At 61.3% G+C, this 20,447-nt stretch carries 20 protein-coding genes; 9 read left to right on the forward strand and 11 right to left on the reverse strand.

Annotation, left to right across the window (positions count from 1 at the left end):
• Positions 1–13 precede the first annotated feature (13 nt).
• The 8 genes from rfbC to L981_RS12705 form a co-directional block, all read right to left on the reverse strand.
• Entirely contained in the window at positions 14–586 is a 573-nt protein-coding gene (rfbC, locus tag L981_RS12670; RefSeq protein ID WP_043616181.1) for a dTDP-4-dehydrorhamnose 3,5-epimerase, read from the reverse strand.
• A 59-nt stretch (positions 587–645) separates the two neighbouring features.
• Positions 646–1,653 carry a hypothetical protein gene (locus L981_RS12675; RefSeq protein ID WP_156134067.1) on the reverse strand — a complete coding sequence of 336 codons (1,008 nt, stop codon included), beginning with the start codon at positions 1,651–1,653 and terminating at the stop codon, positions 646–648.
• A 92-nt stretch (positions 1,654–1,745) separates the two neighbouring features.
• Positions 1,746–3,680 (reverse strand): glycosyltransferase, encoded by a 1,935-nt coding sequence (locus tag L981_RS33285; RefSeq protein WP_197067127.1) that lies wholly within the window; start codon positions 3,678–3,680, stop codon positions 1,746–1,748.
• 145 nt (positions 3,681–3,825) lie between these two features.
• Complete coding sequence (locus tag L981_RS12685) at positions 3,826–4,638, reverse strand: sterol desaturase family protein (RefSeq protein WP_052201770.1); 813 nt, start codon at positions 4,636–4,638, stop codon at positions 3,826–3,828.
• Between the two features lie 83 nt (positions 4,639–4,721).
• A complete protein-coding gene (locus tag L981_RS12690) occupies positions 4,722–5,519 on the reverse strand; it encodes a 3-methyl-2-oxobutanoate hydroxymethyltransferase (protein ID WP_043616183.1) in 798 nt (265 codons plus the stop codon).
• A 48-nt stretch (positions 5,520–5,567) separates the two neighbouring features.
• Entirely contained in the window at positions 5,568–6,794 is a 1,227-nt protein-coding gene (locus L981_RS12695; RefSeq protein WP_043616185.1) for an NAD(P)/FAD-dependent oxidoreductase, read from the reverse strand.
• Positions 6,795–6,842: 48 nt separating this feature from the next.
• Positions 6,843–7,160, reverse strand: coding sequence for a MocE family 2Fe-2S type ferredoxin (locus L981_RS12700; protein ID WP_043616188.1), 318 nt, complete (start codon positions 7,158–7,160; stop codon positions 6,843–6,845).
• A 30-nt stretch (positions 7,161–7,190) separates the two neighbouring features.
• On the reverse strand, positions 7,191–8,282 hold the full coding sequence (locus L981_RS12705; protein WP_043616191.1) for a fatty acid desaturase family protein: 1,092 nt from the start codon (positions 8,280–8,282) through the stop codon (positions 7,191–7,193).
• 164 nt (positions 8,283–8,446) lie between these two features.
• Here L981_RS12705 and L981_RS12710 point away from each other — a divergent pair, with 164 nt between their 5' ends.
• The 6 genes from L981_RS12710 (at position 8,447) to L981_RS35795 (ending at position 14,728) form a co-directional block, all read left to right on the forward strand.
• Entirely contained in the window at positions 8,447–9,478 is a 1,032-nt protein-coding gene (locus L981_RS12710) for a LacI family DNA-binding transcriptional regulator (protein ID WP_043616194.1), read from the forward strand.
• A gap of 176 nt (positions 9,479–9,654) precedes the next feature.
• Positions 9,655–10,521 carry a TIM barrel protein gene (locus L981_RS12715; RefSeq protein WP_052201771.1) on the forward strand — a complete coding sequence of 289 codons (867 nt, stop codon included), beginning with the start codon at positions 9,655–9,657 and terminating at the stop codon, positions 10,519–10,521.
• A gap of 174 nt (positions 10,522–10,695) precedes the next feature.
• Entirely contained in the window at positions 10,696–11,625 is a 930-nt protein-coding gene (locus L981_RS12720) for a sugar ABC transporter substrate-binding protein (protein WP_043616196.1), read from the forward strand.
• A gap of 165 nt (positions 11,626–11,790) precedes the next feature.
• Entirely contained in the window at positions 11,791–13,332 is a 1,542-nt protein-coding gene (locus tag L981_RS12725) for a sugar ABC transporter ATP-binding protein (RefSeq protein ID WP_043616199.1), read from the forward strand.
• 34 nt (positions 13,333–13,366) lie between these two features.
• Positions 13,367–14,392, forward strand: a complete 1,026-nt coding sequence (locus L981_RS12730) for an ABC transporter permease (RefSeq protein WP_043616203.1) — start codon at positions 13,367–13,369, stop codon at positions 14,390–14,392.
• 213 nt (positions 14,393–14,605) lie between these two features.
• Entirely contained in the window at positions 14,606–14,728 is a 123-nt protein-coding gene (locus L981_RS35795) for a hypothetical protein (protein WP_255381084.1), read from the forward strand.
• A gap of 112 nt (positions 14,729–14,840) precedes the next feature.
• On the opposite strand, the gene L981_RS12740 is transcribed toward L981_RS35795, so the two are convergent.
• Together L981_RS12740 and L981_RS12745 are read right to left on the reverse strand one after the other, a co-directional pair.
• Positions 14,841–16,220, reverse strand: a complete 1,380-nt coding sequence (locus tag L981_RS12740; protein WP_043616206.1) for a sensor histidine kinase — start codon at positions 16,218–16,220, stop codon at positions 14,841–14,843.
• On the reverse strand, positions 16,217–16,894 hold the full coding sequence (locus L981_RS12745; RefSeq protein ID WP_043616209.1) for a response regulator transcription factor: 678 nt from the start codon (positions 16,892–16,894) through the stop codon (positions 16,217–16,219). The genes L981_RS12740 and L981_RS12745 overlap by 4 nt, the downstream gene beginning before the upstream one ends.
• 77 nt (positions 16,895–16,971) lie before the next feature.
• Between L981_RS12745 and L981_RS12750 the strand changes: the two genes are divergently transcribed.
• Positions 16,972–18,039, forward strand: a complete 1,068-nt coding sequence (locus L981_RS12750) for an ABC transporter substrate-binding protein (protein WP_043616212.1) — start codon at positions 16,972–16,974, stop codon at positions 18,037–18,039.
• 59 nt (positions 18,040–18,098) lie between these two features.
• Here L981_RS12750 and L981_RS12755 read toward each other — a convergent pair whose 3' ends face one another.
• Complete coding sequence (locus L981_RS12755) at positions 18,099–18,548, reverse strand: DUF1801 domain-containing protein (RefSeq protein ID WP_043616215.1); 450 nt, start codon at positions 18,546–18,548, stop codon at positions 18,099–18,101.
• A gap of 461 nt (positions 18,549–19,009) precedes the next feature.
• Between L981_RS12755 and L981_RS12760 the strand changes: the two genes are divergently transcribed.
• Positions 19,010–19,954, forward strand: coding sequence for a tripartite tricarboxylate transporter substrate binding protein (locus L981_RS12760; protein WP_043616217.1), 945 nt, complete (start codon positions 19,010–19,012; stop codon positions 19,952–19,954).
• Positions 19,951–20,442, forward strand: a complete 492-nt coding sequence (locus tag L981_RS12765; protein ID WP_043616220.1) for a tripartite tricarboxylate transporter TctB family protein — start codon at positions 19,951–19,953, stop codon at positions 20,440–20,442. Before L981_RS12760 ends, L981_RS12765 begins: the two co-directional genes overlap by 4 nt.
• Positions 20,443–20,447 lie beyond the last annotated feature (5 nt).

Consider the following 20,447-nt stretch of genomic DNA (forward strand, 5'->3'; position numbering starts at 1 on the left):
GATTCCTCTAAAATTATACTTCGACCAATTCGAGCGGAGTCCCGTCATAGTCGAACGGACTATCGAAATCGCTGAGCAGCTGCTGCTGCCCGTCCTTCGGACTCAACATCGGACCAACCCCTTGCGGCAGTGGCCACTCGACACCGATCGCTGGATCGTTCCATAAGATGCCCCCATCGTTCTGCGGCGAATACAAATTGGAGACTTTGTATGTTACTTCCGTAGACGGATCCAATGTGACAAACCCATGAGCAAAGCCCACTGGAACATAAAGCTGATGGCCATTTTCAGCGGAGAGTTCGGCGCCGACCCAGTGCCCGAAGGTCGGTGAATTCCGGCGGATATCCACTGCAACATCGAACATTCGACCCCGGATGCAACGAACAAGCTTAGCCTGTGCAAAGGGCGGTGTCTGGAAGTGCAGGCCTCTCAGAGTCCCAACGGGAGCCGAAAGTGAATGATTGTCCTGAACGAACCGATCGCCGATGCCGTAACCGGCAAAAGCCTTCTCATTGTAAACTTCAGTGAACCATCCGCGATCGTCGCCATATCGTTTGGGACGAAGCAACACAACCTTGGAAGTCATTACAAATACCTTATGTGAAAAGGCCCGGGCTCCTAAACCCCACCAACCGCGCGACGAACCTACACTTGTCGCCCTTCAAGAACTTCAAGACCCGTATCCGCTGCCGTCGTCATTTGCAATACTGTTTGGTGCATCGCGCCTGCAACCCTGCGACGCAATTCGTCGTCATCAACAAGTTGAAGGATGACCTCGCGCCAGGCATCTGCAGCATAGGGAATCCGCAGTTCCTCGGTATCACGGGACCAGCCGTATGCAATGCTTTCCGAAAACACCCCGGCCGCCTTGTACCGGGCCGCGTCGATCCGCTTCGTCGGCGAACGGCTTTCGTTCACGTGTGAAGGAGAGAGCGGAACAAGCATAATATCGATACGTCGGGTGTTCGCGTCCGCCAAATACTCAGCCCAAGGCATTGGCTCCCGGATCTGCACCCGGTCCAGACCGTGCCAGATTGCCTTGGCACGGCGATCCGCAAATACTTCGAACCGGGCGCGTGGCCGTGCGCGCAGAACTTCGGCAATGATTGGCCGAAGAAACCGATGCTCCTCGAGATGAACTCCGGTCGCATGATACCCAATCAAGACATCTCCGTTTGACTGACAATGCCAATCACCATCACTCCCGTCCCCCCTCCAAAGTTCCTTCGCCGGCGCTGGCGGCAAGACCATTGCCTCGACCCTCGCCAGTCGGGACGCTAGGTGCGGTGTCGAGACCCAGACGATATCGAGATGCCGGTTCAGTCGGCGAAGCGGCCAGAGGGCGCGGTACCAAAGGAACAGCCGGTAGAGGAAATCCGCGTCCTTGCCTGTAACAACAGCGGGGATGTCATCATCGAGGAACAGTCCCACGCCGGAGAGATGCTTTGCATTGCTCTCGATCCAGCGCAAGACCGAGGGAGACGCATAGCGGCAAAGGATGACGAAGGCCCCATCGGCATTCAGCGCCGGTGTATCTCGACCCCGGATATCGGCCACCTCATATGGCGGCATGTCCGGTGCGTCGAGGCGGGCTGCAAGGTAATAGTCGAAGGTCGGGTTCGGTATGCGGCCAAAAACGACGATCCGCTTCACCGGCCCCCGCGGGCCACCACTGCCCCCCAGCCGAAGTCGCGGCTGCGGTAATCGCCGCTCGATCCAGCGGGCCAGTCGCTCGCGCGCGCTCGTCAAACGCTCGACCTCGGCGCCAGGTTTCTCGGATAGGCTTCGAGAACGAATTCTTCGGCAATCAACGAGAGGTTCGGATTATAGTATGGATCGGCTTTCAAGGTGTCGCTCCAGCGCTCGTGCATGGCTCGTTCTTCGCCCGCGAAGCGCTGAAGCTTCTGTGGCGTGTCATCGGCCCCACGCGAAACGCTCTCTCTATGCAACATCGCCGCCGCCGGCGTCCAGACTATACGGAAACCCGCTTCCCGAACTTTCAGGCAATAGTCTACATCATTGAATGCGACCGTCAGCTTTTCTTCGTCCATGCCGCCAACACGGCGCCAGAGTTCTTTGCGCGTCAGCAGGCAAGCCGCTGTCACCGCCGACATGTCGCGACGTTGACCGAGAAGCCCCTTGTCGCCCTGCCTCTGCGGGTCAAGAAAGTGAAAACTGTGCCGGGCGACCGTACCGGCGCCAAGCGTCACCCCGCCGTGCTGAGTGAAGCCATCCGGAAACAACAACAAGTTGCCGACGGCTCCGACTGCCGGATCATCGAGTTCGCCCGCCAACTGTTCTAGCCAGTAGGGACCGATGGGCTCGACGTCGTTGTTCAAGAGAAGGATGAGATCGTTGTGTGCGGCATCGACCCCGATATTGCATGCCCGAGAGAAATTAAAAGCGCCTAGAAGCGGTATCCGGCGGATGAGTCCGGCCTGCTCGTACCGGCTAAACAGCGCCAGCGTGGCCAGTTCGACGCTTTCATTGTCGATGACGAGAACATCCAGGTCCGCTGGCGCCGTGTGTTCGAAGAGACCCTTCAGGCACGCTTCGAGCAGATCGGCCCTGTCGCGCGTCGGTATGATAACGCTGACTGCCGGGCGTTCCCGCTTCGGCTGCGTAATCGTCGCGCACTCTGCGCGACGGCGACATGACGGCCCGGAATGAAGGAGAACCTCTGGCAGATGCAATATCCTTCCTGCCTGAGTTCGGCCGACGGCGAGAGCAATATTGGCGCCCGATGTGCGTTCCAGGCAAACGTCCCTGGGGATGTCGATCAGACGAAAGAGCGCCCCTTCGAGCGGAAGCCATCCGGAGACAGCAAGCGGCTCGTTCCAGGCCGGCTTGAAAAAGGGGTTCAGGCGCCTGCCGCGTCTATCAATATGGTCCTCGTCGGAGTAGACGACCGCAACATCGGCTGACAAGGAAAAAGGTCGAGCCAGCCTCTCCAGGGCATTCGGCGCAACCCGCATGCCCGCCGGTAGCCGCATCCAAAGGAGGTCGTCGACAGCTTCACTGCTGTTCACCATCATCGTCACGTCCGCTGCAGGCATCTCACGAAAATCGCGCCAGCTCTGCGCCGCAAGTGTCGCCCTGGTTTCGGCGACAGCAGCGTGGTCCCCGCCCTCTATCGAAACGAGGATGTGCGGCCTTCGCGGCCAGTTGCGGGGATCGTCCCGGTTCGGGCGCTGCGCCGCCAGCGCCTGAGCCTCGGTCCAGTCTTGATAGTCAGGGGCGGAAAGCGCATCGCATTGTCGGACGAAGCGAAACTCTGCCCCTTTCCTGTTGCCTGCGAGAAAGAGCGAGACGATCTGCAGAAGGGCCAGTGTCCGCCGTAAGGCGATGAGAACTGCGACCTCGATCAATGACATCCGTCGCATCGTAATCTGCGGCTCAATCCCTGCCTTGTTGTTTGCCGTTGCGTCATCGACGAGCAAGGTCATCGCCTGCAACTGCACCGGCATCCAGCCGTAGAAGCGCCCACGGCCTCGACCGTCGATGAGGAATGAGCGGAACACCGTGTCGGGCGTCCGGTCCTGGCGCCTCAGCGCAAGCCGCGGCCGCCGCCCGAGGCGATGGTCGGGGTCGCGCACCAGCAATGTCACCGGCCGGTCAGCGTAATGCCCCGCACCGTGCTTCATCGTAACACTGAATTCATCCTGCGATGGCTCGGCCATCTGCTCCCATCCATCAGCCGCCTGGAACGGCTTCATATCTCAAATCGAGCCACGTCGCAGAAAAGTCGATTAACAACAACGAAATCGAGAGCCAAACCAGTTTAGGCCAAGGCCCTCGGAAACCGATCCGCCGACACAAGAACGCTCAATCGACCGTCGACCCGTCAGCCACGCCCGCCGCAACTGCGGCCTTTCGCAGGTTCAGCGCTGGCGCCTCACCTTCAAACACCTCCACCCGCCGATCATAGTTCGGCGCAACCGTCCCCATCACGCGATCCCAGAACGAAAAGTAGTTGGCGTAGTTGTATTTGAACTCCGCGTGGTGCTGGTCGTGATAGGTCGTGCAAAGCATCGGCGACGGATAGCGCGCGGTGCGTGAAGCGAAGTATTCGAAGCCGGCGTGGCCGAAGGTGCCGTTGATCTGGTCGAAGAGGCGATGCGCCAGAAGGATGATCGGCGGGAACGGCACGAAGAAAGTGATGACGGCGTAGTAGCCCTGGCTCATGGCCGTATCGACCAGGCCGATCGAATCGTTGCTCCAGGCCGTCGGCGCGACGCTGCGGTGATGCAGGAGATGGTACTTATAGAAGAGCTTGGTGTGCAGCAGCCGGTGGGCGAAATAGAACCAGGCGTCGAAAAGCACCATGCAGAGCACGAAGAGCGGAACGGCCGTCCACCAGCTGAACGCCCAGGGCGAGAACAGCGTCCATCCCTTGTACTGGACGAAAAGTCCGATCGCGACCGACGTGCAGGTGACGAGGATCGAGGCCATACTCTGGCGGATCTCGATGGCCTTGCGCTTCTCGCCGCGCCGTCCCTTCTGAATGCGGCGCTCGGGATTGCGGTCGTTGAGCCAGGTGATGCCGTAGCCGAGGATGAAGTACAGCGCCACCGTCGCTGCATAAATCGCTGCCAGCAAGCCGACAAAGGTGAGACTGTCCTGAAGAAGGGCGCTCAAATCGTGATCCGTCGCGGAAAGAAAAAGTTGAACTGGCGCGTGGACTATACCAAGCACCCTCTTCCGCGCAAGCCATCCGGGCTCTAAGCGCGCTCGAGTTCGGCCAGAAATGCCCGCAGTTCCGCACCGTCAATGCCGACGAGGTGTCCCTCTTGTGGGTAGCTGCCCGAGTGCACATCCTCGACAAACTCCGCGAAAGCGGCGATCCGTTCGCGTTGAAGCCGGTCGTATTCGGCGGCAAAGTTGCGATAGGTCTTGGCGTGGCGCGGCACGTGGCCGCGATTGCTGCCGAGCACGTCGGCAGCAAACAGATATTGGGCGTCGCAGCCTGCCCCCGCTCCCATCGAAAGCATCAGCATCGACGTTCTTGCACTGATCGCCCCTGCGACACCTCCCGGAACAACCTCGATTTCAGCGGCGAAGGCGCCGGCTTCCTCAAGCGCCTTGACCTGCCGCCAGATCTCGAGCGCGCTCGCCGCCGTCTTGCCGACGGCCCGAAACCCGCCGGTCCAGGTGGCCTTGGTGGGGATGAGACCCACATGGCCGCAGACGGGAATGCCCTCCTCGCGCATCCGGCGGACGGTGGAAAGCCCGGCCGCGCAATAGACCGCGTCACCGCCGGCCTTCAGCGCCTTGAAGGCTGCACGCATATAGTCTTCCGCAGTGACGTAGTCGCCGTATTCGAGGCCCGGAAAGGCAAAACAGGTCGGCGCCACCTCACGAAACTCGGGCCCTAAGAGCTCCGGCGGGACGGAAACGAGATCGATGCCGGCGGCTTCCGCCGCTTCGGCCTCATCCAGCGTTTCGACTCGCAGCATGGTGAGTTGGCGCTTGCCCTTCATCGACAGGAGATCGGCAACGGTCGGACGGTGGCTTTTCATGAGAAGGCTCCGGAAATCATGGTAACAGGGCGAGATTTGCCTCTCGCGCTAGGCTGCGAGGAGTGTTTTGAGCTTGGTTTCAAGCGAGATGAGCGCCTGCGGATCCGGGTGCTTTCCGGCCGAAATCAGCATTTCGGCAAGCCGAATGTCACGCGCGACCGCATTACCCGGGCCTATCCCGGAGGCCGCAAGCAGCCGGCCGGCATCGTCGAGGTGGAAAAGCATGAAAGCGCCGTCACCGAGTTCGCGTCGCACGATTGTCGCAGCGCCGTCGGCAAGCCCCGCGATCTGCAGCGTCAGGTCATACTGGTCGGACCAGAACCAGGGCACGCTGGCGATCGCCTCGCCACCGCCGAGTAGATTGCCGGCAACGAGCGTTCCCTGATCCTGCGCATTGCGCCATGCCTCGAGACGTATCCGGCGATCGCCATAGTGACAAAGCGGAAACGAGCAGCAATCGCCAGCGGCGTAGATATCGGGATCGCTGGTTTGAAGCGTTGCGTCGACAGCAATTCCGTTCTCGATCGAGAGGCCGGCGACGGCTGCAAGTTCCGTGTTCGGGACCGCACCGATGCCGACGACGACAAGGTCGGCCTCGACTGTCTCGCCGCCGGCAAGAACGATCCGCGCACGGTTTTCGTCCGCATCGATACGTTCAATCTTCGCTTCGCAGCGTATGTCGACGCCCTCGGCACGATGCCGCTCGGCAACGATCGCGGCGATCTCCTCCGGCACGCCGCGCGAAAGGATGCGCGGCAGCCCTTCTATCAGGACCACGGCAGCACCCAAGCCGCGCGCCGTTGCAGCAAGCTCAAGACCGATGAAGCCGCCGCCGATGATCGCAAGCTTCCGGCCGGGCGAAAGTTCGCGGCGGATCTCTTCAGCGTCGCGATGGGTTCTAAGCGTGCGGATGCGACGCGACGCCTCATCCATCCCGGGGATCGTTCGTGCCCGCGCACCGGTCGTCAACAACAGCCGGTCATAGGCGATGCTGCTTCCGTCTGCGAGCGTTACGCGCTTCTCCGCGCGGTCAATCGCCACGACCGGGGTATCCGTCAGCACTTCGATCCCTGCCGCCGCGTAGCGCTCGGCATCGGCGACATATTTCGGCGGGGCCTCTGCCTTAAGGCCATCCTTCGAAAGGGGCGGCCGCTCATAGGGAAGATGCGGTTCCGCGCCGATCAGTGTGACCTTGCCGTCGCACCCCTTTTCCCTGAGGGCAAAGGCGGCCCTTGCGCCGCACTCGCCAGCGCCCACGATGACGATGGAACCCATCTCAACCTCCCTGCCCGCGGCGGCGAGCCCAATTTCTCAAGAGCGGCTTCAGCCGAGCGCAATGAACACGCTTCCTGCCTCGACTTTCACCGGATAGGTCCTCAGGTTGACGCAGACGGGCGCGCCCTTGGCCTGGCCGGTCTTGTAGTTGAAGCGGCCGTTGTGCTTCGGACATTCGATGATGTCGTCCATCACGAGGCCATCGGCGAGGTGAATATGTTCGTGGGTGCAGAGCCCGTCGGTGGCAAAATACTCGTCGTCGGGACTGCGGTAGACCGCAAAGGTGCGCCCGTCGTGATCAAAACGGATCACGTCTTCCTCGTCGATTTCGTCCGCTGCGCAAACTTCAACCCAGTTTCCGTTCATGATTTCCTCCCAGTTCCTGGCATTCGTTGGTTATTCGGCGGCGTGCACGATCGCGTCGCTGTGAAACTCTTCCCGGTAGGGCTTCGCCGTTGCCGGCAGCGCGCGCTTCAGAAAGTAATCTTCGTTCCGCAATTGCCGCAGAAAGGCCGGGATCATCTCGCGGTAGCCGTGAAGCATCGACGGGTTCGGTTCCGGCAGATCATGCTTGATCATGGCGTGCAGCTTCGGCAGCGCGTGGTAAGGCACCATCGGGAACATGTGGTGTTCCACATGGTAATTCATGTTCCAATAGACGAAGCGGCTGATCGGGTTCATGTAGACCGTGCGGCTGTTCAGCCGATGGTCGGTCACGTTGTCAGCCAGCCCGCCGTGCTGCAGCAGCCCGGTCAGCACATGGTGCCAGGCACCATAGAGCCTGGGCAGGCCGATCAACATCAGCGGCAGGATCGAGCCGAGGTAGAAGCAGGCAGCGATCGTTGCGGCGTAGATGGCAAACCAGACGCGTGCGACCAGGATCGCCTTCGGCTGCTCCATCTCAGGAATGAAGGTCGCCTCCTCGGCACTGATGATGCCGAGCGTGTTACGAACCATGTCCACGATGGCGTGCCAGACATCGAGGATGCCGAAGAAGTTCAACACCAGCCGCAACAGATCTGGCGGCCGCATCACGGCGATCTCGGGGTCGCGACCGACGATCACCGTATCGGTGTGGTGGCGCGTGTGGCTCCAGCGCCAGGTGACCGGATTGCGCATGATCATGAAGCAGGCGATCTGGTAGACGGCGTCATTCATCCACATCGTCTTGAACGCCGTGCCATGGCCGCATTCGTGCCAGCGGCTGTCGGATGCCGAACCGTAGAGCACGCCGTAGGCAAGGAAGAACGGGACCGCCCACCACGTGCCCCAGAAGATGATGCCGAGTGCACCGAACAGAATGAGACAGCCGAGCCAGATCGCAGTGTCGCGGATAGCCGGTCCATCCTCGCGCTTCATCAGTTCCTTCATCTGCTTGCGCGGAATGTCGGTGTGGTACCACTCCGCTGCCGAGAGACCGTTGGCGACGGCCGCCTGGGCATCTCGGCCAAGCAGGCTGTAGTCTCGCTTCGTCGGCATCATCGTCATTTGCGCTCCTCCCAGCGGTCCGGTCCCATCCGGCCGGCGACGTCTCATGTCGTGCAATGACGATAGGTTGACTTTTGCCAGGTCTCAATGCAGCAATGATATATTCTCTCAAATGATGTCATCATTCGCATTTCAGGCGTGATGCAAACCTATCAGGAGACGCGATGAGCAACCGTCCGACCATTGCCGACCTTGCGCGGACCGCCGGCGTCAGCGTCGCCACCGTCGACCGCGTACTCAACGGGCGCCACCCCGTGCGGGAAGAGACGGCGCGCCGGGTCTATGAGGCTGCAAAATCAATCGGCTATCACGCCGTGGGCTTGATCCGACAGCGCGTCTTTGAGGACCTGCCGCAATACAGACTTGGCTTCGTCCTGCAAAAGCCGGAGCAGGCTTTCTATCAAACAGTCGCGAAGGAAATCGAAAATGCGGCGCTGTCGCTGTCGCATGCCCGCGTCTTCGCCCAGGTCGATTTCGTCGCAAATTCCACGCCATCGGCCATCACGGAGAAGCTCCGAGCCGCCGCAGCCCGCAACCAGGCCATTGCGCTTGTCGCTCCCGATTACCCGGCGGTGACCACCGCGATTGAGGAACTCAAGGAGCGCGGCATCCCGGTCTTCTCGCTGCTGTCGGATTTTGCCGCCGGTGTTCGCGAGGGTTATGTCGGCCTCAACAATCACAAGGTCGGCCGCACGGCCGCGTGGATGATCGCCAAGGCGGCAAAACGTCCCGGCAAGGTCGCAGCCTTCGTCGGCAGCCATCGCTTTCTCGGCCATGAGTTGCGGGAAATCGGCTTTCGCTCGTATTTTCGCGAACACGCACCCGATTTCGAAGTGCTCGACACGATGGTCAACCTCGACACAGCCGAGATCACCCATGAAGCGACACTCAATCTGCTCCAGCGCCACCCGGATCTGATTGGCTTCTATGTCTGCGGCGGCGGCATGGAAGGCGCAATCTCGGCTATCCGCGAGGAAAGGCTGGAAGGCAAGCTAATCGCGGTCGTCAACGAGCTGACACCGGATTCCCGTGCCGCCCTTGGCGACGATGTCGTGACCCTGGCGATATCGACCCCAACCGCTGCGCTGGCCCGCGAAACGATCAACCTGATGATCCAGGCGATCGACAAAGGCCCGACCGGTGCGCCGGGACAAACCTTCCTCCCTTTCGACCTCTTTACGCCGGAGAATATCTAGCGAAAGGCTGATGGAATACCATCATTGACGAAAGGCAATCTTGCAGGGATGCAAGACGTTTGAGCGTTGTGCGCTTTGACTGCGCTCCGACAGTTGGTGAATTGTCCGCGAGGTTGTAAATGGAATGAACGTTCCATTTATAGCCCATGACCCATCCCACTGGAGGAGACATTCCCGTGACCGCCCTGCCCTTCGCCCTCAATCACATGACAACGCCGAGCCTGCCGCTTGGCGCCTTTTTCGAACTCGCCAGATCGCTCGGCATGAACTCTGTCGAAATCCGCAACGATCTGACCGGCAACGCAATCCTCGACGGGACGCCGGCGAAGGATGTCGCCGCCCTCGCCGATCGTCACGGCATCACGATCATCTCGATCAATGCCCTTCAACGTTTCAACGAATGGAACGAGGCCCGTCAGGCCGAAGCCGAGGAACTGATCGCTTATGCACGCGACTGCGGCGCCAAGGCCCTTGTCCTTGTTCCCGTCAACGATGGCACCGGCCAGGCCGATGGCGAGCGCCAGGAAAATCTTCGCAAGGCACTGTCGGCGCTGAAGCCGATGCTCGAAAAGGCTGGAATCATCGGCCTCGTCGAACCGCTTGGCTTCGAGATCTGCTCGCTACGCTCGAAGACAGAAGCTGTCGAGGCAATCAAGGCCGTCGACGGTGAGAAGACCTTCCGCCTCGTACACGACACGTTTCACCACCACCTCGCCGGGGAGCCTGCGATCTATCCCGAGATGACCGGCCTCATCCATATTTCCGGCGTCACCGATGAACGCGTGGCCGTTTCGGATCTGCGTGATTCGCACCGCGTCCTCGTTGATCGAAGCGACCTGCTCGACAATGTCGGACAGATAAGGCGCCTGCAGGCGGCCGGTTATGCGGGGCCGCTCTCCTTTGAGCCTTTCGCCGCCGAAGTCCATGGATTGGCGGCCCCCGCGGCAGCCGTCCAGCGGAGCGTGGACTATATCCAAAGCCAGATCTGCGCATCTCCGGCGCTGGGCCGGCAAATCAACAACGGGCGCCGCATCGGGTCTTGACGGCGTCCGCATAAAATGGAATACATATTCCGTAATCGCAATTTACTGGTTCGTTTGTTCCGTTTTATTCGAAGCGCAGCGGGAGTGCCGCTTTCGAGATGAATGAGCGCAATCCGGCATTGCGTCCCCGGCAGGAGAAGGTGGCGCCGGGCACCATTGTGGAGGAGAAAGACAATGAAGAAATTCGTGCTCAGCACAGCGCTGGCCGTGATGATGTCTACGGCCGCACATGCCGAGACCATCGGCGTATCCATGGCCCTTTTCGACGACAACTTCCTGACCGTCCTGCGTAACGGCATGTCCGACTACGCCAAGACGCTCGATGGCGTCGAACTGCAGATCGAAGACGCGCAGAACGACGTCTCCAAGCAGCAGAGCCAGATCCAGAACTTCATCGCCGCTGGCGTCACCGCCATCATCGTCAACCCGGTTGATACCGATGCGACGGCTGCCATGTCGAAGATCGCGGCGGACGCCGGCATTGCGCTCGTTTACGTCAACCGCGAACCGGTCAACGTCGACACGCTGCCGGAAAAGCAGGCTTTCGTCGCTTCGAACGAGCAGGAGTCCGGCACGCTGCAGACGCAAGAAATCTGCAAGATGCTTGGCGGCAAGGGCAAGGCCGTCGTGATGATGGGCGAACTGTCCAACCAGGCTGCCCGCATGCGCACCAAGGACATCCACGACGTGCTTGCGACCGACCAGTGCAAGGGCATCGAGATCGTCGAGGAGCAGACCGCCAACTGGTCGCGTACCCAAGGCTCCGACCTTCTGACGAACTGGCTCTCGGCCGGTGTTGAATTCGACGCCGTCATTTCCAACAACGACGAAATGGCAATCGGCGCGATCCAGGCGCTGAAGGCCGCCGGCCGTTCTATGGATAGCGTCGTCATCGGCGGTATCGACGCGACGCAGGACGCGCTTGCAGCCATGGCCGCAGGCGACCTCGACGTCACGGTGTTCCAGAACGCCGCCGGCCAGGGCAAGGGCTCGGTCGATGCCGCCCTCAAGCTCGCCAAGGGCGAACCGGTCGACAAGAAGGTCTACATCCCCTTCGAGCTCGTGACCAAGGAAAACCTCGACAAGTACCAGGCGAAGAACTGATCGCCGCAATAGAGAGCGCGGGAAACCCCGCGCTCTCTTTCAAAAATGCAGGTCCGACCGCAAATCTCTGCGTCCAATGGATGCCGTACGCGGTAAAATGAGCTGGTCACCCGCCAGCGATGAGGACTTTCCGCGACAGCCGGAAACGACGGGGAGGCAAGGAACATGACGCTCAGTCCGACAACGATGGCAGCCGTGCGCGCCAGCGGCGCGGTACCCAAGGCCGAATATCTTCTTTCTGCGGAAGGAATCCGCAAGGAGTTCCCCGGTGTCGTCGCGCTCGACGATGTCGAGTTCAAGCTAAAGCGCGGCACGGTCCACGCACTGATGGGCGAAAACGGCGCCGGCAAGTCGACGTTGATGAAGATCCTTGCCGGCATCTACACGCCCGACAAGGGCGACGTGAAGCTGAAAGGTACCGAGATCCGGCTGAAGTCCCCGCTCGACGCGCTCGAAAACGGTATCGCCATGATCCATCAAGAACTAAACCTGATGCCGTTCATGACCGTGGCGGAAAACATCTGGATCCGCCGCGAGCCGAAGAACCGCTTCGGCTTCGTCGATCACCGCGAGATGAACCGCATCACCGCGCGCCTCTTCGATCGCCTGAAAATCAAGATCGACCCTGAAATCGAAGTGCGTCACCTGTCGGTGGCCAACCGGCAGATGGTTGAGATCGCCAAGGCGGTCTCCTACGAATCCGACGTGCTGATCATGGACGAGCCGACGTCTGCGCTGACCGAGCGCGAGGTCGCCCATCTCTTCGAAATCATTCGCGATCTGCGCGAACAGGGTATCGGCATCGTCTACATCACCCACAAGATGAACGAGCTGTTTGAGATCGCCGACGAGTTCTCGGTCTTCCGCGACGGTAAGTTCATCGGCACGCATGCGTCGAGCGACGTCACCCGCGATGACATCATCCGCATGATGGTCGGCCGCGAAATCACCCAGATGTTCCCGAAGGAAGAGGTGCCGATCGGCGACGTCGTGCTGTCGGTGAAGAACCTGGCGCTTAACGGCGTCTTCCGCGACGTCTCCTTCGACGTGCGCGCCGGCGAAATCCTCGGTATTGCTGGCCTCGTCGGCTCTGGTCGCTCGAACGTCGCCGAAACACTGTTCGGCGTGACGCCGGCAAGCTCCGGCACGATTTCGATCGACGGCAAGACGCTTTCGATCGACAGCCCCAATACGGCGATCAGGAACCGCATGGCGTTCCTGACAGAAGACCGCAAGGATACCGGCTGTCTCCTGATCCTCGACATCCTCGAGAACATGCAGATTGCCGTTCTCCAGGATCGTTTCGTCAAGGGCGGCTTCGTTACCGAAAAACAGATCACGGCTGCATGCGAAGAGATGAGCCGCAAGCTCCGGGTCAAGACGCCGAACCTGCAGGAGCGCATCGAGAACCTGTCGGGCGGCAACCAGCAGAAGGTGCTGATCGGACGCTGGCTGCTCACCAATCCGCGCATCCTGATCCTCGACGAGCCGACACGCGGCATCGATGTCGGCGCCAAGGCGGAAATCCACCGCCTCGTCACCGAACTCGCCCGCAACGGCGTCGCGGTCATCATGATCTCTTCGGAAATGCCCGAAGTGCTCGGCATGAGCGACCGCATCATGGTCATGCATGAAGGCCGCGTCACCGGCTTCCTCGACAGGGCGGAAGCAACCCAGATCAAGGTCATGGAGCTCGCCGCGAGCTGAGCGAAGAGCCACCTGACGAAAGGGAGGAATGAAAATGGACACCAACATCGCCGCACAGGGCGCGAGCACACAGCTTGCCGGCGCAAAGCGCCGCCTGCCCCCCGAATTCAACATCTTCCTGGTGCTGATCGGCATCGCGCTGGTCTATGAGATCCTTGGCTGGATCTTCGTCGGCCAGAGCTTCCTGATGAACCCGCAGCGCCTGACGATCATGATCCTGCAGGTGTCCGTGATCGGCATCATCGCCGTCGGCGTCACCCAGGTCATCATAACCGGCGGCATCGATCTTTCCTCCGGCTCCGTCGTCGGCATGACGGCGATGATCTCGGCAAGTGTGGCCCAGGCGTCCACCTGGCCGCGTGCGCTCTATCCGTCGCTCACCGACATGCCGGCGATCGTTCCGATCGGCCTTGGCATCGGCATCGGCCTGCTCGCCGGCTTCATCAACGGTCAGCTGATCGCCCGCACCAAGATCCCGCCTTTCATCGCCACGCTCGGCATGATGGTCTCTGCACGCGGCATCTCCAAGTGGTACACCAAGGGCCAGCCGGTCTCGGGCCTCACCGAGCAGTTCAACTTCATTGGCACCGGCATCTGGCCCGTCATCGTCTTCCTCGTCGTCGCGATCATCTTCCACATCGCACTGCGCTACACCCGCTACGGCAAGTTCACCTATGCGATCGGCGCCAACGTCCAGGCCGCCCGCGTCTCCGGCATCAACGTCGAGGCGCATCTGATCAAGGTCTATGCGATTGCCGGCATGCTGGCGGGCCTCGCCGGTGTCGTCACGGCTGCCCGTGCCCAGACGGCACAGGCTGGCATGGGTGTGATGTACGAACTCGACGCGATCGCCGCGACCGTCATCGGTGGAACCTCGCTGACGGGTGGCGTTGGCCGGGTCACCGGCACGGTCATCGGCACCATCATCCTTGGCGTCATGACTTCGGGCTTCACCTTCCTCCGGGTCGACGCCTACTACCAGGAAATCGTCAAGGGCCTGATCATCGTCGCCGCCGTCGTCATCGACGTCTATCGACAGAAGAACCGCAAGAAGGCCTGACACCCAAAAGTAATACCCTCCTCCCAGTGAAGCCAACTGGCCGGGATGACGAAAGTCATCCCGGCATTTTATTTTGTTCAGGAGGCTATATCGGCAGGTTCAAGGCGTTTTCCACATATGCTTGGCGCGCAGGGCTGCCCCAGCGCACGCGCTCTGGCAAAATCCTTGGGGATGCACTATATGCCAGGCGTTCAAAACTATTGGAGACTTCCCATGTTGTCGCAGCGCAAGCTTGCGAGCCAGTTTCAGCCGCGTTTCGTTCTTCAGCTTTGGAACGCGATGCTGCGGGTACAGACCCGCGAGACAGCTTCCTTCTTCGGCCACCGCGGCCGCTAAGCAAGACCCAAAAAACGAAAACTGCCTGAACCATCTGAGCGTGTCACCGCTCACAGATGGCTTTCGCTCAACCGGCCCGCATTTGGCGGCGCCGGATAGAGCCCATTTGTGCTTAGCCCTCCGGAAAGCGAATGGTCACCTTGAGACCGCGACCGTCAGCCCCTTCGCTGAGACTGGTCGTCGCGCCGTAAAGCTCGGCAATCTCCTCGACGATCGGCAGACCGAGCCCGGAACCGGGCGCATCACTGCCGCCACGTTCGAAACGCCGGAGCACCGTCTCGCGCAATTCCGGCCGAATTCCCGGTCCGTTGTCCTCCACCTCCAGCGACACCGAACCGTCCCGCGCAAAGACACGGCTCGTCACCTCCGCGCCGCGGCCGGCATAAAGCAAAGCATTGCCGATGAGGTTCTTGAGCAGCTCGCCAATCAGCAACGGCTCGGCGCGAATGAAAGCCTCGCCCTCGCCGTCAAAGCCGAGATCGATATCGGCGTCCCCGGCCGCCGGCACGTGCTCGGCCGTTATCTCCCGCACGAGTTCGATGAGATCGACGCGCTCCAGCGAACGCGCTTCATCCTTGCCGGCAGCATCGATCTTCGCCATCAGCAGCAGTTGCCCCAGAATGCGCTCGGCATTGGCAACCGCCTCGTCGGCCTTTTTCACAGCACTTCGCGTTTCCTCGATCGAGCCGGCGCGTTGCGCAAGCGCGAGCTGCGTGCGGATGATGGCGAGCGGCGTACGCAGCTGATGGCTGGCATTGCCGGTAAAGTTGCGGAGCGCATCGAGCGCCGACTGCAGGCGCCCCATGAAGGAATTGACGGTATCGACGAGACCCTGGACTTCGTTCGGAACCCGCTCGCCAATCGGATGCAGATCGTCCGGACTGCGCTCCGAGATCGCGTCACCCAGCCTGTAAAGTGGCCGCAAGGAAAACGTGACCGCGATCCAGACGATCACGGCCGCACCCGCAATCATCATCCCGAGGCGCAGCGCCGATCGCACCAGGATCGTCTGCGCCAGATGTCGGCGCGCGATCGTCGTTTCGGCGACCGTGACCACGAAGGGCACGGAATTGATACCCGTCGAGGCGGAGCGTCGTAGGGCAGCGATGCGGATCGGTTCGCCGCGGAAGATCGAATCCGCAAAGGTGGTCGATGCTCCCGGTTCCTCCGCCAGCGACGGCAATGTCTGGTAGCCGGTGATGAACTGGCCGGGCGGTCCGTCGACCCGGTAAAACACACGGTCCTGCGCGGCCGACGTCAGCATTTCCAAGGCAACATAGGGAATGTCGACTTCGAGCGACCCGTCTTCGGCCACCACCACGCGCTCGGCGATTGCCAGCGCCGAGCCGGCAAGCACCCGGTCGGAAACGACGTTGGCGGTCGTCACGGCCTCCCGATAGGTATCCGTCAGCGCGATGACCCCGATGACCACCGTCGAGATCAACAGCCAGCCAAGCAGGCGCCGGCGGAGGGAGTAGACCGTCGCCCTCATTCCGGCCCGGCCGCCTTGTCGAGATAGTAGCCGATGCCGCGGGCAGTGCGCACGGTCAGCCCATGCGGCGCAAGGCGCTTGCGCAGCCGGCTGACATATTGCTCGATCGCATTCGGGCTCAGATCGTCGTCAAAGCCGGTCAGCGACTGCATGATCGCATCCTTGGCGACCACCTTGCCGGCACGCATGAACAGGAGCTCTAGAAGGCCGAGCTCGCGCGCCGGGATCTCGATCGGCGCGCCACCGGACGAGAAGCTGCGCGTGTTGAGATCGAGCGACACATTGCCGTAGCTGACGGTCGAGGCCCTAAGCCCCGCCTGACGGCGCAAGAGCACGCGCACGCGCGCTTCGAGCTCGCCGACGTCGAACGGCTTGATCATGTAGTCGTCGGCGCCGAGGTCGAGCCCCTTGATCCGTTCTTCGGGCGCGCCCCTTGCCGTAAGGATCAAGACCGCCGCGCGGTTCTGGCGGGCGCGCATCGCCCTCAGCACATCCAGGCCATCCATCTCCGGCAGATTGAGATCGAGAATGACAAGGTCGAACGTTTCGGTGGCGGCCACCGCATGCGCCGACGCACCGTCGCTGACGACATCGACGGCATAGCCGCTGCCGCGCAAAATCGCCGACAGGCCCTCAGCCAGGTCCTGGTTGTCCTCAACAAGCAAGATACGCAATTATCATCACTCCCCCGACCACCTTATCCGCCGATGCCTTGCTTGTGAACGGTGCGACACTGAGGCATTGTGGATTCATGCGGTTCTTGATTTCTTTTCTTTTTTTCGCCCTTTGTCCCCAGCTGCTCCTTGCGGCCCCCATCATATTCCCGGCTCTTTCCGGCAAAGCGGACGTGCGTACGCTGGTCGTCTATTCATCGCTCGACGAACCGCTTGCAAAGCCGATGATCATCGGTTTCCAGCGGGCCAATCCGGACGTTGCCGTGCGCTATGAGGACATGCTGACCGGAGAAATCTACGACCGCATCATCAAGGAGACCGACGCCGGAATGAAGACGGCGGACTTCGCCTTTTCTTCCGCCATGGACCTGCAAGTCAAGCTCAGCAACGACGGTTACGCCCAGCGCAGCGACCTGCCGATGAGCGAACGCTGGCCGGCCTGGGCCAACTGGCGCAACACGGCTTATGCGCTGACCTTCGAGCCTGCCGTCTTCGTTTACCACAAGCCGAGCTTCACCAAGGAAAAGCCGCCGTCGACGCGCGCAGAATTCGTCGATTACCTGAAGCGCCAGGGGGCGGCCGTCTTCGGCAGGATCGGAACCTATGACATCGAGCGGTCCGGCGTCGGCTTCCTCTTCATGTCGCGCGACCAGGAACAGTTCGGCGATATCTGGGACGTCATCCAGGCCATGGGGGCGGCCGGCGTCAAGCTCTACTCGACCAGCGAAGCAATCCTCGAGCGCGTCGCCGACGGCCGCTTCGTGCTCGGCTACAACATCCTCGGCTCCTATGCCGCCGACTGGGCGGCACGGCATCCGGATGTCGGCATCGTCCTGCCGAAGGATTACACCGTGGTGATGTCGCGTATCGGCCTCGTGCCCCAGGCCGCCGCCTCCCCCGACCTCGGCCGGCGCTACCTCGAATTCTTCATGTCCAAGGAAGGCCAGACGATCATGGCGCGGGAACTGCAGATCCCTGCCGTCAGCCCCGAAGTGGCGGGCGAAAACACCGCCAACACCATGCAGGAGATGCTTGGCGGCCAGTTGCGCCCCGTCCCGGTAAGCCCGGGCCTGATGGTCTATCTCGACCAGGTGAAGCGCTCACGGCTGATTGCCAAATGGAACGAGGTTCTGAGGCTTCATTGACCGCAGTGGACGGAAGCGCGACACCTCGGGCCAAGCCGGAAACGCGCTAGGCCCCGGCCTTAAACCTTCTTCCGCGGGCGCCCGGACCGTGAGGCCTGCGCGGAAAGGTTCAGTTCAACGGCTGCCAAAACCAATGCCCTCAAAGCCTCTTCGTCGATCGCCTCGCCTTCATGGATGTCGATGGCGCGTCGGGTATTGCCTTCCAGACTGGAGTTGAAAAGTCCGGCCGGATCCTCAAGCGCTGCCCCCTTGGCAAAGGTCATCTTCACCACCGCCTTGTAAGTCTCGCCGGTACAGATGATGCCGGCATGTTCCCAGACCGGAACACCCCGCCATTTCCATTCCTCGACCATATCAGGATCGGCTTCCTTGATCAGCTTGCGGATCTGCGCGAGCGTCGCTCCGCGCCAGTCGCCAAGTTCCGCGATCCTCGCATCGATCTGACTGGAGGCGGAAACGGCCTCTTCCGCCACATCGTTGTTTTTCGCCTTTGTCGTCGCTTTCGCCATCGAATTTACTCTCCCGTCATCCTTGCCGGAACTCGCCCTCAGGCGCGCCGGCGCAAACCTGTCGTCACTTTGCCGGCGCCGCCTCCTCATACCTAGGCTCGCCCCCGCTGGCGGCAATATCCGAGTAGCGATTCGAAGCTCCGTCGCGAAATTCGGTCTGCGGGCCTGCTCATTTGGGGTGCCGAGGACCGGAAACATCGCCCGTCAGCGCATGCGAGAGCCTAAAATTCCGTAAACGGTGCGGCAGGATTTTCGCATTCGGGACTTGATGTCAGCTAAATGTCAGCTTTCTATGGTGCCTTAAGGTCACTGGCACCCGTGGAGGCGGGCCGCCGGTTGCGCACTGGGAGGAAGCCACCAATCCGGTCAAGCGATAAGGGTCGAAAGAGCCCGTCGCTGTCTTCCCGTTCGCACACAGCAACAACGTGCGCGGTGAAAACGCGCCTCACGGAGGACTGACCTTGAAACATATTTTCCTCGCAACGATTCTCGCCGGCGCCATGTCGCTCCCGGCGGTTGCCGCTGACTACACGATCATTGCTCCGGCAAACCCGGGCGGCGGCTGGGACCAGACGGCCCGTTCGCTTCAGACGGTGCTGCAGCAGGAAGGCATTTCCGGCAACGTTCAGGTCCAGAACGTACCGGGCGCCGGCGGCACGATCGGCCTTGCCCAGTTTGCCAGCCAGCAGAAGGGCAATGCCAACGCCCTGATCGTCGGCGGCTACGTCATGGTCGGCGCGATCCTCACCAACAAGTCGCCGGTCACCCTCAAGGACGTCACCCCGATCGCTCGCCTGACCGGCGAATACGAAGCAATCGTCGTTCCGGCTTCGTCCGACATCAAGACGATGGGCGACCTCGTCGAAGCCCTGAAGAAAGATCCTGGCGCGGTTTCCTGGGCTGGCGGTTCGGCCGGCGGTACCGACCACATCGCCGTTGGCCTGATCGCCAAGGCGGCCGGCGTCGACCCGACCAAGATCAACTACATCGCCTATTCGGGCGGCGGTGAAGCACTAGCCGCAATCCTCGGCAGCCAGGTAACGGCTGGCATTTCGGGCTACGGCGAATTCGAATCGCAGGTCAAGGCCGGCACGCTTCGCCTGCTCGCCGTGTCCGGTCCCGAGCGTGTCGCCGGCATCGATGCCCCGACGCTCAAGGAATCCGGTCTCGACGTGGTCGTCGAAAACTGGCGCATGGTCGCAGCAGCTCCGGGCCTCTCCGACGAGCAGAAGGCAGCCGTCTCTGCCGACATCGAAAAGCTTGCTAAGTCCGCTGGCTGGCAGGAAGTGCTGAAGACCAAGGGCTGGCAGGACAGCTACCTCGCCGGTGACGCCTTCAGCGCCCAGCTCGACAAGGATGTTGCGGCCACCGAAGGTGTTCTCAAGGACATTGGACTGGTGAAATGACCACGGGGCATAACCCTTCAACTTCAACGCGTCGCCCGGATCGGGCGGCGCTCTTCATCGCGGCGGTTCTCGCCGCTATCGCTGGCCTCATCTTCTGGGACGTGTCGCGCCTGACGGGCGCTGCCGGTTACTCCCAGGTTGGACCGACGACGGTCCCCTATGCGATTGCCTGCTGTCTTGCAGCCCTCGCTGTCTGGACGATCTTCGCTGCGTTTCGCAACGATTTTCCAGAGCGCGAGCGCCAGGAAGTCGCACCGGTCATCTGGATCGTGGCGGGCCTTGCAGCACAGATGCTGCTCCTGAAGGTCGCAGGCTTCTCGATCGCCACCGGCATTCTCTTTGCGCTCACCGCGCGCGGCTTTGGCAAGCGCAAGCTCTGGTTCTCCCTGCCAGTCGGCATCGCGCTCTGTTTCGTCGTGTGGGTGATTTTCGCCAAGCTTCTGCAGTTGTCGCTGCCCGCAGGGCCGCTTGAACACCTGTTCTTCTAAGAGGG

The organism is Ensifer sp. ZNC0028 (genome assembly GCF_000799055.1).
Classification (GTDB): Bacteria; Pseudomonadota; Alphaproteobacteria; order Rhizobiales; family Rhizobiaceae; genus Ensifer.